The sequence below is a fragment of the Pandoraea commovens genome, from assembly GCF_902459615.1.
Lineage (GTDB): Bacteria > Pseudomonadota > Gammaproteobacteria > Burkholderiales > Burkholderiaceae > Pandoraea > Pandoraea commovens.
The window spans coordinates 670659-683431 of sequence record NZ_CABPSA010000002.1 but is presented as its reverse complement, the minus strand read 5'-3'; the positions used below and the strand labels follow the sequence as shown (position 1 = coordinate 683431).

The 12773-nt window shown below is 64.6% G+C and carries 12 protein-coding genes; 6 read left to right on the top strand and 6 right to left on the bottom strand.

Annotated features, from left to right (window positions below):
- Positions 1 to 7: 7 nt before the first annotated feature.
- Both PCO31010_RS09265 and PCO31010_RS09260 read left to right on the top strand, forming a co-directional pair.
- A complete protein-coding gene (locus PCO31010_RS09265; RefSeq protein ID WP_044453465.1) occupies positions 8 to 202 on the top strand; it encodes a DUF2905 domain-containing protein in 195 nt (64 codons plus the stop codon).
- 260 nt (positions 203 to 462) lie between these two features.
- Positions 463 to 1374 (top strand): glutamate/aspartate ABC transporter substrate-binding protein, encoded by a 912-nt coding sequence (locus tag PCO31010_RS09260; RefSeq protein ID WP_150663981.1) that lies wholly within the window; start codon positions 463 to 465, stop codon positions 1372 to 1374.
- A gap of 108 nt (positions 1375 to 1482) precedes the next feature.
- On the opposite strand, the gene PCO31010_RS09255 is transcribed toward PCO31010_RS09260, so the two are convergent.
- From PCO31010_RS09255 to PCO31010_RS09240, 4 genes are all read right to left on the bottom strand, one after another.
- Complete coding sequence (locus PCO31010_RS09255) at positions 1483 to 2733, bottom strand: multifunctional CCA addition/repair protein (protein WP_150663980.1); 1251 nt, start codon at positions 2731 to 2733, stop codon at positions 1483 to 1485.
- On the bottom strand, positions 2730 to 3374 hold the full coding sequence (locus PCO31010_RS09250) for a glutathione S-transferase family protein (RefSeq protein ID WP_150663979.1): 645 nt from the start codon (positions 3372 to 3374) through the stop codon (positions 2730 to 2732). The genes PCO31010_RS09255 and PCO31010_RS09250 overlap by 4 nt, the downstream gene beginning before the upstream one ends.
- 109 nt (positions 3375 to 3483) lie before the next feature.
- The gene (locus PCO31010_RS09245; protein ID WP_150663978.1) at positions 3484 to 4434 is read right to left on the bottom strand and encodes a complex I NDUFA9 subunit family protein; all 951 of its coding nucleotides are present in this window, start codon (positions 4432 to 4434) and stop codon (positions 3484 to 3486) included.
- A gap of 67 nt (positions 4435 to 4501) precedes the next feature.
- Complete coding sequence (locus PCO31010_RS09240; RefSeq protein WP_150663977.1) at positions 4502 to 6508, bottom strand: lytic transglycosylase domain-containing protein; 2007 nt, start codon at positions 6506 to 6508, stop codon at positions 4502 to 4504.
- Positions 6509 to 6531: 23 nt separating this feature from the next.
- Between PCO31010_RS09240 and PCO31010_RS09235 the strand changes: the two genes are divergently transcribed.
- From PCO31010_RS09235 to pxpA, 4 genes are read left to right on the top strand one after another with little or no spacing between them, the layout of a single operon-like run.
- Positions 6532 to 7194 carry a 5-formyltetrahydrofolate cyclo-ligase gene (locus tag PCO31010_RS09235; protein ID WP_150663976.1) on the top strand — a complete coding sequence of 221 codons (663 nt, stop codon included), beginning with the start codon at positions 6532 to 6534 and terminating at the stop codon, positions 7192 to 7194.
- A gap of 3 nt (positions 7195 to 7197) precedes the next feature.
- Positions 7198 to 7860 carry a 5-oxoprolinase subunit PxpB gene (pxpB, locus tag PCO31010_RS09230; protein WP_150663975.1) on the top strand — a complete coding sequence of 221 codons (663 nt, stop codon included), beginning with the start codon at positions 7198 to 7200 and terminating at the stop codon, positions 7858 to 7860.
- Positions 7857 to 8870 (top strand): 5-oxoprolinase subunit C family protein, encoded by a 1014-nt coding sequence (locus PCO31010_RS09225; RefSeq protein WP_150663974.1) that lies wholly within the window; start codon positions 7857 to 7859, stop codon positions 8868 to 8870. The genes pxpB and PCO31010_RS09225 overlap by 4 nt, the downstream gene beginning before the upstream one ends.
- 51 nt (positions 8871 to 8921) lie before the next feature.
- Positions 8922 to 9662, top strand: a complete 741-nt coding sequence (gene pxpA, locus PCO31010_RS09220; RefSeq protein ID WP_174984601.1) for a 5-oxoprolinase subunit PxpA — start codon at positions 8922 to 8924, stop codon at positions 9660 to 9662.
- An 88-nt stretch (positions 9663 to 9750) separates the two neighbouring features.
- Here pxpA and PCO31010_RS09215 read toward each other — a convergent pair whose 3' ends face one another.
- Both PCO31010_RS09215 and aptA read right to left on the bottom strand, forming a co-directional pair.
- Complete coding sequence (locus PCO31010_RS09215; protein ID WP_150663972.1) at positions 9751 to 11277, bottom strand: CoA-acylating methylmalonate-semialdehyde dehydrogenase; 1527 nt, start codon at positions 11275 to 11277, stop codon at positions 9751 to 9753.
- A 49-nt stretch (positions 11278 to 11326) separates the two neighbouring features.
- Complete coding sequence (gene aptA, locus PCO31010_RS09210) at positions 11327 to 12655, bottom strand: omega-aminotransferase AptA (RefSeq protein WP_150663971.1); 1329 nt, start codon at positions 12653 to 12655, stop codon at positions 11327 to 11329.
- Positions 12656 to 12773 lie beyond the last annotated feature (118 nt).

Below are 12773 nucleotides of genomic sequence, written 5' to 3'. Positions count from 1 at the left end.
CGCCCCGATGTTTCGCTGGATGTTCACCATCTTCTTCGCGATCTGCGTCCTCTCGGCGGCTGCGCCCTGGCTGACCAAACTCGGCATCGGCCGCCTGCCCGGTGACGTGCGACTGCGCTGGCGCGGGAAGGAAATGGTCTTCCCGTTTGCCTCGACCGTGCTGCTCTCGCTCGTCTTCAACCTGCTGATTCGTTTGCTGTAGCAGTCGCCACACTCCGCAACCGTCGCAACACCCGTTGCAACGCCGCACGTCAGCGGCGCCTCGCTCGTTCCCACCGCACCGTCTCGTCTTCCCCCGTAAGTCCCCGCCATCGGTTCGCCGCACCGTCACGTCTCACGACCTGGGGTATGCCGCTGTCGTTTTTGCGGGTTAACTATGATTTGATCATTTGTTGCAAAAAAATTAACATGAAACAAATGATTCAATCATGAATCACGGGAAGACCATTTCAGGAGCAGGACATGATCAAGACGCGATTGACCGGGGTGATGCACGGGGCGCTGGCCGTAGCGATGACGTTGGCTGCCGGTGCGGCGCTGGCGCAGGGCGCATCGGAGACGCTGCAAAAGATCGAGAGCAGCGGCGTGATTTCCATCGGTCATCGCGAATCGTCGATTCCGTTCTCGTATTACGACAACGGTCACAACGTCATCGGTTACTCGCAGGATCTGTGCAACAAGGTCGTCGACGCGGTCAAAACGCGTCTGAAGAAGCCCGATCTGCAAGTCCGCTTTATCCCCGTCACATCGCAGAACCGCATCGCACTCGTGCAGAACGGCACGGTCGACATCGAGTGCGGCGTGACGACGAACCTCACGGCGCGTCAGTCGCAGGTCAACTTCTCGAACACGTTCTTCGTCGCGGGCACGCGCCTGCTCACGAACAAAAATTCGGGCATCAAGGACTTCCCGGATCTGGCGGGCAAGCCGGTCGTGACCAATGCCGGTACGACCTCGGAGCGCATCCTCAACAAGATGAACAACGAGAAGAAGATGGGCATGAACGTCATTTCCGGCAAGGACTACGGCGAGTCGTTCACCATGCTTCAGGGCGGACGCGTTCAGGCATTCATGATGGATGACGTGTTGCTCGCCGGTGCGCGCACGATGGGCCGCAATCCCGACGACTGGATCGTGACGGGCAAGCCGCAGTCGTTCGAAGCGTACGGCTTCATGATGAAGCACGGCGACACCGAGTTCAAAAAGCTGGTGGACGACACACTCGCCGGTGTGATGAAGAGCGGCGAGATCAACGCCATGTACAAGAAGTGGTTCGAGACGCCGGTGCCGCCGAAGAACATCAACTTCAATTTCCCGATGAGCGAGCAGCTCAAGCAGCTCTACGCGAACCCGAACGACAAGGCGTTCGAGTAATTCAGACGCGGGCGGCGGGAAAGCGACGCGATAGCGAAGCAAACGACGAGGGGCATGCGAGATTTGAAAGTCTCGCATGCCCCTCTGTCGTACGGTCCGGCGAATGGCTTAACTGTCGTCGCCGCCTAACCCGGCCGCTTCGACGGCATCGATGCGCGCGGCCTGAACCGCTTCGCGAATCTTCCCCGGATTGTCTGCATACTGACCTGCCACCGCCCCGGCATCGATGCTGCGCGCAGCTTCCAGCGCCGCCAGCAAGCGCTCGCGTTGCGGATACGGCGCCGTCGCGAAGTCGCCGCCACGTCCACGTGCATCGGCTTCGCACGCTTGCAGCACCTCATTGAAGCGCTCCGGCTTGCGCAGCGCATCGCACCGCTCCAGCAGACGCACCAACGCACCCGCGCCGAACTTCTGACTCGCGTGGATGTTGCCGTGCTCGCGCGCCACGACCTGCGCCAGTTCACGACACTCAACCGGCACGCGCAAGCGCGCGCACAGCGGGCCGAGCAAGCCGACGCTGCGTCCCTCGTGTCCGATGTGACGCGGCAGGACGTCCTCGGGCGTCGTGCCCTTGCCGAGATCATGCGTAAGCGCGGCGAAACGCACCGGTAGCGAATAGCGCTGCTGTGCGGCGTAGTCGAGCACCATCATCACGTGCACGCCGGTGTCCACCTCAGGATGGAAGTCGGCACGTTGCGGCACGCCCCACAACTGGGCGACCTCCGGCAGAATGCGCGCGAGCGCCCCCGCCTCACGGAGGACGTCGAACATGCGCGACGGGCGATGCTCCATCAACCCGCGCGAGATCTCCTGCCATACGCGCTCGGCCACCAGCGCATCGACCTCGCCGTTGGCCGTCATCGTCTGCATCAGCGCCATCGTCTCGGCGGCGACGGTGAAGTCGGTGAAGCGCGCGGCAAACCGTGCGCAGCGCAAAATGCGCACCGGATCTTCCGCAAACGCCTCGCCGACATGACGAAACACGCGTGCTTCCAGATCGCGCTTGCCACCGTAGGGGTCGACCAGCACGTCGGACAGACTGTCGTCCGGCAGCACTTCGCGCGCCATGGCATTGATGGTGAAGTCGCGCCGTATCAGATCCTCTTCCAGCGTGACTTCCGGTGCAAAGTAGAACGAGAAGCCATGGTAACCGCGCGCCGTCTTGCGCTCGGTGCGCGCCAGCGCGTACTCGGCTTGTGTCTTGGGATGCAGAAACACCGGGAAGTCGCGGCCCACCGGACGGAAGCCCTGTCGCACCATCTCTTCCGGCGTCGCACCGACCACGACATAGTCGCGGTCTTTCACCGGCAGCCCCAGCATGGCGTCGCGAATCGCGCCGCCGACGGCGTAAATCTTCATGGGCGCACGTCGTAGAAAGCGACGCTCTGCGTCTCCGCGCGACCGGCCGCCACCCACGCCTGCACGGCAGGCACTTCGCGAATGCGCTCGGCATACGCCTGCGCATGCGCCGACAACGTAGGCTCGAACGTCGTGAAGCGCATCACGATGGGGGCATAGAACGCGTCGGCAATCGAGAAGTCACCAAAGAGGAACGGACCTTCGTAGCGCGCGAGGCAGTCTTCCCAGATCGCTTCGACGCGACGGACGTCGGCGAGCGCTTCGGGCGTCGCACCGGCACCGGGCCAGTGGGCTGCGACGTTCATCCACATATTGGTGCGCAATGCGGTGAAACCGCTGTGCATCTCGGCACAGATGCTGCGGGCATGTGCGCGGGTGCCCAGCGACTTCGGCCACAGCGGCAGATGCGGATAGGCGTCGGCCAGATATTCGCAGATGGCGAGCGAATCCCAGACGGTGATGCCGTTATCGATCAGACAGGGCACCTTGCCCGTGGGCGAATAGCGCAGGATCTGCTCGCGCGAATCGGGCTGCGCGAGCCACACGTTCTTCTCTTCGAACGCGATGCCGAAGTGCTTGAGCAGCACCCAGGGACGCATCGACCACGAGGAGTATTTTTTGTTGGCGATGATGAGTTGCATGAGGACCTTCTTTGCCCGCGCAGCGCCTGAGCGCCGCGCGTTGGCTTGTGATGGCGAATCGATGAAGCGATGTTGCGTATGACGGCGCAACGTCGGCGTTGCGTAGGCGCTAGCGTCCGGCGAAGCGGCGATAGTCCGCCATCCGCTTTTCCCAGTTGCCGCCGTTGAGATAGTCGACGGCGATTTCCAGACCGTTCGGCGTCAGATCGAGTTCCGGGGCCAGCGGGCCGGTCAGCACGTTATCGACCGTCATCGAATCGAGATTGTCGCGCGTGATGATCGGCTCGCCCGGCAGCTTTTCGAAGAGCGCGGCCTGAAGCCGTGCGGTGCTGTCCGGCAGCGGCAGAATGGGACGCTCGCAGCCGCAGGCCGCACCCGCGAAACGCACCAGCGCTTCGAGCGTGTACACCTCAGGCCCACCGAGTTCGTACGTCTTGCCGATGGTGGCGTCGCATTCCAGTGCTCGTGCGAACGCTTGCGCAACGTCCGTCACATAGATCGGCTGGAAGCGCGCGTTCGCACTGGCCAGCGGCACCACCGGCAGACGCCGTTGGAGCTTCGCAAACGTATTCAGGAAATGGTCGCCGGGGCCGAAGACCACCGACGGACGGAAGATCGTCGCCGCAATGCCCGACTCACGAATGACCGCCTCGCCGTCGCCCTTCGAGCGCTGGTACATGCTCGGGCCGTTCGAATCCGCGCCGAGCGCGCTCATGTGGATCAGCCGGGTAACGCCACGGTCGTTGCAAGCCTGCGCGATCTTGCGTGGCAGTTCCACGTGCGCCCGTGCAAACGCGCGGCCGTAGGGCGTGCCACGGTCGCTATGCAGAATACCGACGAGATTGATGACAGCGTCGCTGCCCGCGATCACGCGCTCAAGGGCGCGCGGGTCGTGCACGTCGCACTCGACAAGTTCCACGCCGGGCAGCACACCGAGCGCCTTGGCGGCTTCGACACGCCGCGTCGGCAGACGCACGGCGTGTCCCAGCGTGACCAGCCGGGCCACCAGATGGCTGCCGATGAAGCCGGTGCCACCGACGACACAAACGTTATAGCGCATGCGTCACCTCCGCGTTATGACTATGGGTTCGCGGACCCGGCCATACCCCGAGGACAGCCATTGGCCGTCACTGGGGCAGGATGACGCCGAGCCGCTCCTTGAGCGATTGCGGACGGCCCGTGATGATGGCCGAGTAATACGTCGTATTCGACAACACGTTCTCGACATACTGACGCGTCTCGTTGAACGGAATCGTCTCAGCGAAGATCGCGCCTTCGACCGGGCGGTCGAGGGTGGAGCGCCACGTGCGCGGCCGTCCCGGACCGGCGTTGTATCCGGCCGACGCGAGTACGGCCGAGCCGTCGAACTTGTTATAAATATCCGACAGGTAGCTCGTACCCAGACGGATATTGGTATCGATGTCGTGCATCATGCCCGGGCTGTAGTCGATGCCGATCTGCTTGGCGACCATCTTCGCCGTGGCGGGCATTACCTGCATCAGGCCACCGGCGCCGGCGGACGAACGGGCATTGATGATGAAACGCGATTCCTGACGGATCAGGCCGTATGCCCATGCTTCGTCGAGATCGACGATCTTGGAGAAGCGATCGACCTTGTCGCGGAACGGCATCAGATAGCGCAGCGAGAAGTCGTGTTCCACCTTCGTGCGATCCGCCGTATTCACCGCGCGGTCGAACAGTTCGATACCGTTGGCGTACTGAGCCGCAGCGATCAACTGACGGTCGGTCATGTTGCGCAATTCCCAGTTCCACTCGCGGTTGCCTTCGAAGCGCAGCCCCATGTCGTAGAACTTGGCGGCGCGCAGGAAACCGGCGTTCGAGCGGTTGGCGTCAATCTCGGCACGCGTGACCACCGTACTCGGCGGCAGCATCGTCTTGTTACCCAGTTCCTCGTTCGCCAGTTGACCGTAGAAGTTCGGTTGCGACGCGATCTTCTGGAACTGTGCACGCGCGGCGTCGCCCTGCCCGGCTTCGCGCAGCGCGCGACCGTACCAATAAGTCCAGACACCGTCGTCGCGCAACGCGGCCGGCATCGCTTCGATGCCCGTGCGCACGAGATTCCAGTCACCTGCGCGCAATGCGGCACGAATCTTCCATTCCTGGGCCGTGTTCGAGAGCTTGGCGTTGCCCGCCTGACGATACCAGCTGATCGCCATCGGGTTCTGCGAGAGCGCACCGCGCATGCCGATCGCGCCCCAGCCGATGGCACGTTCGTCCTTTGACAGGTTGCCCGCGATGCTGCTGAAGCTGCTCGCGGCGAGCATGGCGTCCGAGCGGGCCATGCGCACGGTGGCGAGTAGCGCCAGTTGACGCGACGCCTCCGAGCCATCCACGCCGCGTGCCAGAATCTGCGCCGGACGCGAAGCCGCCATGTCGAGCAGCGAGTCGTCCGGACGCGCCGTACCCAGCGCATCGGCAATCTGCTTGCCCAGCGAGGTGTAGTTCTCCTCGTACGCCAGACGAATCTGATGCCAGACTTCCTGACGCGGCAACTGGCCGCTCGCGGCCAGTGTATTGATCATGTCGATGCAACCCTCGCCGTAGTTCTTCGGCGTGGTCAGAAGATCGATGGCGGCTTGCGTGACGTTCTCCCCGCGCGAGGCACGCGACATCAGCGCATAGCACTTGACCTGGGTGTCGTCGTCGAGGGCGAACTTCGGATATTCGGCGTCGAACGTGCGCCAGTCGTGGCGCTTGCCCAGCACGAGCAGCCAGTCGTTGCGCATGCGATCGGCAATGGCCTGACCGTCATACGTGCGCAAGAAGGCGCGGATATCGTCGTCGGGTGCATCGAGCAGCGCCTTGCCCGAACGGTCGAACATGCGCGGCTTGATCTGGAAATACTGGACGTACGACGGCACGTCGTAGTCGGTGAGCATGGCCGCGAGTGCGGCGGCGCGCGGTGCGTCGTTGCTACGGGCCGCTTCGCGCAGCTGGACGAAGATGTCGTCCGGCGAGCGCTGCGACAGCGCATCGGCCGACGGCGCCGAGCGGCTTGCCGCCGACTGAGCCTTGGGACGCCCTGTCGCCTGGGTCGTGCTGCAGGCCACCAGCGCGGCAGCGGTCAGGGCGAGCGCGGCGGCGCGATATACTCGGGTCAAACGTTCGGACATCTTCGTGGAGCGTCGGGTAAAAAGTGAATTCAAGCATAGCACGGGACCCCGCCCAATCGGCGGCCCAGACGTCTGGAAATGGGGCGGACGCAACGTCTGAGAACGCACGCGCGAAAGCCCTGTTGCGCCGCGCGTTGCTCGACGCCCGCAGCACCCTCGACGCACGCGCCGGGCGTGACGCTGCACTCGCCACCCGGCTGGCCGAAGAACTTTCGCACTGCGCCCCGCGCTGCATCGGCTTTTACTGGCCCATTCAGGACGAATTCGACGCGCGCGACGTCGTCGCCGCATGGCTGGCCGCTGCGTCGCCCGATACGCCCAGATTCGCCGCCTTACCGGTCGTCACCGCCCCGGCCTCGCCGCTCGTCTTCCATCGCTGGACACCCGACACGCCCATGATGGAAGGCCGCTACCGCATTCCGGTCCCGCGCGACACCGAAGTGCTGGTTCCCGACCTGCTCCTGGTGCCCTGTGTCGGCTTCACGCGCGACGGCCTGCGTCTCGGCTACGGCGGGGGTTTCTACGACCGCACCCTGCACGCGATGAAGCCCGCCCCGCAAACGCTCGGCGTCGCCTACGACCTGCTCGAAGTTCAGGACCTCAACGCCGAAGCGCACGATCTGGCGCTCGACGTCATCGTGACGGAATCGGCCACCTACGCCCGCCCTCCCGGCAACTCACGCTAATTCATGACAACGCTCAAGATCCTGCCGCTCGGCGACAGCGCGCTCGTGTGTGAAGCGGGCACCAGCCCCACTTCGGCCAATCTCGCTACGCAGCGCCGCGTCTGGCACGTAGCGACGCTGGCCCGCGACTGGCCCGACGTGCGTGAAGTCGTACCCGGCATGAACAACCTCACACTGCTCTTCGACCCGCTCGCCACCGATATCGACGTGCTGAGCGAGCGGTTGCGCGAGGCCTGGCAGACGCAGCCGGTCGCCGGAGAAGTCGGACGCGACATCGAGATTCCCGTCCACTACGGCGGCAAGCACGGCCCGGATCTCGCAGACGTCGCCAAGCATGCGCGCCTGCAACCGAAAACGGTCGTGCAGCGCCACACTGCGCCGGAGTACATCGTCTACTTCCTCGGCTTCCAGCCGGGCTTCGCCTATCTGGGCGGATTGGACGATTCGATTGCCGCGCCGCGTCGCGCAGAGCCCCGGTTGTCCGTGCCCGCCGGTTCGGTGGGCATCGGCGGCAATCAGACCGGCATCTATCCGCTCAAATCGCCCGGCGGCTGGCAGATCATCGGCCACGCCACCAGCGCCCTGTTCGACCCTGCTGCGACGCCCCCCGCCCTGCTGGCGCCGGGCGACCGCGTGCGCTTCACTATCGCGAGTCTCGACCTGTGATCGACATCCAGCGTGCCGGCCTGCTCACCACCGTTCAGGACCTGGGCCGAACCCATCAGCGGGCATTCGGCGTCGCCAGCGGCGGCGCCCTCGACCCGCTCGCTTGCGCCGTCGCCAACCGGCTTGTCGGCAACGACCAGAACACCGCCACCCTCGAAATCACGATGGGGACGTGCGCGATGCGTTTCACATCGGCCACCCTCGTGGCGCTGACAGGCGCAGACTGCCACGCCGATCTCGACGGCACCCCCGTATGGTCGTGGTGGCGCTTCCCCGTCGCAAAAGGCCAGACGCTGACGTTGCGCCCCTCGCGCTTCGGCATGCGAACCTATCTGGCCGTGGCCGGTGGCATCGACGTGCCCGAAACGCTCGGCTCGCGCAGCACCGATCTGAACGGTGGCTTCGGCGGCTTCGAGGGTCGCGCGCTGCATGACGGCGACCGCATCGCCATCGGCCACCCGAGCGCCGCCGCACGCAAGGCCGAACCGCTGGGCGTGCGCCCGCCGCTGTGGCTGTCCGACCCGCTCGCACACCGCGTGCGCGTGTTGCCCGGCCCGGAATACGACGACTTCACGTCCGTCACGCACAAAAGCTTCTGGGAGAACCCGTGGCAGGTCACGCCCAACAGCAACCGCATGGGTTATCGCCTGTCCGGCCCGGAGCCGCTTGCGCGCAAGAAGAATCGCATGCACGACCTGCTCTCGCACGGCGTGTTGCCGGGTGTGGTTCAGGTACCGCCGTCGGGCCAGCCGATCATTCTGCTGGCCGATGCGCAGACGACCGGCGGCTATCCGAAGATCGGCACGGTCATCACGGCCGACCTCTGGCGGCTCGGGCAGGCACGGCTCGGCAGCACGCTTTACTTTTCGGAATGCACCGCTGCCGAGGCACGTGAAGCGTTGCGTGAGCAACTGCGCTATCTTGACCAGATCGAACGCGCACTCGCCTGGCACGACCGCGGCATTCTGGGTACGCCGAAGGTACCGGCCATTACGCGCAAACGCACTTGAATACGCAGACTTGAACACGCAGGACAGGCTGTCCCCGCGGGAGAACGCATGATGAAGATCGACCTGAACGTCGACCTCGGAGAAGGTTGCGATTACGACGAAGCGCTGCTCGCGCTGGTCAGCTCGGCCAATGTGGCGTGCGGCTGGCATGCGGGCGATGCTGGCACGATGCAGCAAGTGGTGCGCTGGGCGCTGGAGAACGGTGTGGCCATCGGCGCACATCCCAGCTTCCCCGACCGCGAGAATTTCGGACGCACCGAAATGCAGCTACCGCTCGACGAAATCCGTGCCGGAATGCTGTATCAGATCGGCGCGCTCGCGGCGATGGTGCGCGCGCAAGGCGGCTGGCTCACGCACGTGAAGCCCCACGGGGCACTCTACAATCAGGCGGCGCGCGACCCCGCGCTGGCCGAAACACTGGTCGAAGCGATTCGCGCTTTCGACACCGATCTCGCCGTCTACGGTCTGGCGGGCGGCGAACTGGTGAAGGCGGCACGCGCGGCGGGCATGCAAGCCGTCGAGGAAGTGTTTGCCGACCGTGGCTACAACCCGGACGGCTCGCTGGTCAAACGCGGCACCCCCGGCGCGCTGATCGAGCGCGAAGAGGACGCCCTCGCGCAAACGCTAATGATGGTGCAGGCGCAGCGCGTGCGCGCCATCGACGGCACGCTCGTCCCGATCCAGGCGCAGACCGTCTGTCTGCATGGCGACGGCGAACACGCGCTCGAATTCGCGCAGCGCATCCGTAGTTTCCTGCTGGACGAAGGCATCGAGATCGCGCCGGTGCGCTGATCGCTCACACAATCATCGTCGACGCTTAAAAAACGCCGTCGCCGGGCGCCCCGGGACGGCGTTTTTGCATCGCGCTGAAGCTGACGACTTACTGACCGAGCGTCGGCATGACGAGCGACGACGTGGCGTTCGCCGGACGTCCCTCCGACCAGCGACGCGTGACCACCTTCGAGCGCGTGTAGAAGCGCACCGACTCCGGCCCGTAAATGTGCTGATCGCCGAACAGCGAATTGCGCCAGCCACCGAACGAGAAGTACGAGACCGGCACCGGAATCGGCACGTTCACGCCGACCATGCCGACTTCGATTTCGTCCTCAAAGCGACGCGCAGCACCACCCGACGTCGTGAACACTGCCGTGCCGTTCGCATACGGATTGCGGTTGATGAGCGCAATCGCCTCTTCCAGCGTGTTCACACGCACGACCGACAGCACCGGCCCGAAGATCTCGTTGCGATAGATCGACATTTCCGGCGTGACGTTATCGAACAGGCACGGGCCGATGAAGAAGCCGTCGTCGCGCTGGGCGACCTTCAGGCCTCGACCGTCCACCACGAGCTTCGCGCCTTCGTCCACACCGGCATCGACGAAGCCCTTCACCTTGTCGCAATGCACACGCGTGATGAGCGGTCCCATTTGCGCGACGGGGTCGGTGCCATCGCCGACCGGCAGCGCCTTCGCGGCTTGTGCGAGACGAGCCACCAACTGGTCGGCCACATCACCCACCGCAACGGCCACCGAGATCGCCATGCAGCGCTCGCCAGCGGAACCGTACGCTGCGCCGATCAGTGCGTCGACGGTGAAATCGAGATCGGCATCCGGCATGACCACGCCGTGGTTCTTCGCGCCGCCAAGCGCCTGCACGCGCTTGCCGTGTGCCGACGCCGTGCTGTAGATGTATTGCGCAATCGGCGTGGAGCCGACGAACGACACGGCGTTCACGTCCGGGTGCGTAAGCAGCGCATCGACCGCGGCCTTGTCGCCGTTCACCACGTTCAGCACGCCATCGGGCAGACCGGCGTCCTTGGCCAGACGCACCAGCAGCAGCGCCGCCGACGGCACCTTTTCCGACGGCTTGAGCACGAACGTGTTGCCGCACGCCACAGCCATCGGGAACATCCACAGCGGCACCATGGCCGGGAAGTTGAACGGGGTGATGCCTGCGCACACACCCACCGGCTGATGGATCGAGTACGTATCGACGCCGGTGCCGACCTGCGGTGCAATCTCGCCCTTGAGCAGATGCGGGATACCGATGGCGAACTCGACCACTTCGATGCCACGCGTGACTTCGCCACGGGCGTCGTCGAGCGTCTTGCCGTGTTCCTGCGTGATCAGTTGCACAAGCGCTTCGCGGTTCGTCTCAAGCAGTTCGCGGTACTTCATCATCACGCGAGCGCGCTTCATCGGCGGCGTGGCGCGCCAGCCCGGAAGCGCAGCACGCGCGGCGGCGACAGCCGTTGCGACGTCCTTCGTACCGCCCAGCGCCACCTGACGAATCACTTCGCCGGTCGCCGGGTTCGTCACTTCGCCAAAGCGCAGTTCGGCTTCACCCGATGGGACGCTTGCGCCGCCAATCCAATGCTCGATACGTTCGGTGCTGACTCGTTGGTTCATGTCGATTTCCGTAAATACTTTGTGAATTCAGGTGTTGCGGGGGGCCCGCTTATGCGGTCTCGCGGATGGCTTCCGCGACGATGCCGAACAACTCGTCGATCTGCGCTTCGCTGATGATGAGCGGCGGCGAGAACGCGAGGATGTCGCCGGTGTAACGGATCAGCGCGCCCTTCTCGAAACACTTGACGAAGATCTCGTGCGCACGGGCGCCGGGCTTGCCGTCGCGCGTCGACAGTTCGATGCCGCCAACCATACCGAGGTTGCGAATGTCGACGACGTTCGGCAGGTCGCGCAGACCGTGGATCGATTTTTCGAAGTGCGGGGCGAGCTTGGCGGCGCGCTCGAACAGGCCGTCGTTCTTGTAGACGTCGAGTGCAGCGCAGGCAGCGGCGGCCGCCAGCGGGTGCCCCGAGTAGGTGTAGCCGTGGAAGAACTCGATGGCGCCCGTGTTACCGGCGTCGACGATGGTGTCGTGCACAGACGTCTTCACAGCGACGGCGCCCATCGGCACGGCCGCGTTGTTCACGCCCTTGGCCATCGTGATGATATCCGGCGTCACGCCGAAGTACTGCGCGGCGAACGGCTTGCCGAGGCGGCCCAGGCCGGTGATGACTTCGTCGAAAATCAGCAGGATGCCGTGCTTGTCGCAGATCTCGCGCAGCTTTTGCAGATAGCCTTGCGGCGGCACCAGCACACCGGTGGAACCGGCCAGCGGCTCGACGATCACGGCAGCGATGGTCGACGCGTCATGCAGCGTGACGATGCGCTCCAGTTCGTCGGCCAGATGCGCGCCCCACGTCGGCTGCCCCTTGGTGAAGGCGGCTTCCTTGATGTTGAGCGTGTGCGGGAGATGGTCGACGGCAGGCAGCAGTTGGCCGGAGTACGCCTTGCGGTTGGGCGAGATGCCGCCGACCGAGATTCCGCCGAAGCCCACGCCGTGATAGCCGCGCTCACGACCGATGAGGCGCGTACGCTGGCCTTCGCCGCGTGCGCGGTGATAGGCGAGCGCGATCTTGAGTGCGGTGTCGACCGACTCCGACCCCGAGTTCGTGAAGAACACACGGTCGAGACCCTGCGGCGTGATCTCGGCAATCTTGGCCGCCGCTTCAAACGCCTTCGGGTGTCCCATCTGGAACGTCGGTGCAAAGTCCATCTCACCGGCCTGCTGACGGATCGCTTCGACGATCTCGGTGCGGCAGTGACCAGCGTTCACGCACCAGAGACCGGCGGTGCCGTCGAGAATCTGACGATTGTCCGACGACGTGTAGTGCATGCCTTCGGCCTTGACCAACAGGCGCGGCGAGCTCTTGAACTGACGGTTGTTGGTGAACGGCATCCAGAACGCCGTCATATCGAGATTCAGGTCTTTCATGTTCATCGCGGGGTCTCCCCAGGGGCATGTCACGATCAGGAGGTCCCGGGTTGGCGACGCGAAGCCGCTCCACGGGTGGATGGAATGGATGCTACGAGAGGCGAACCGGTACAGACATGTACAG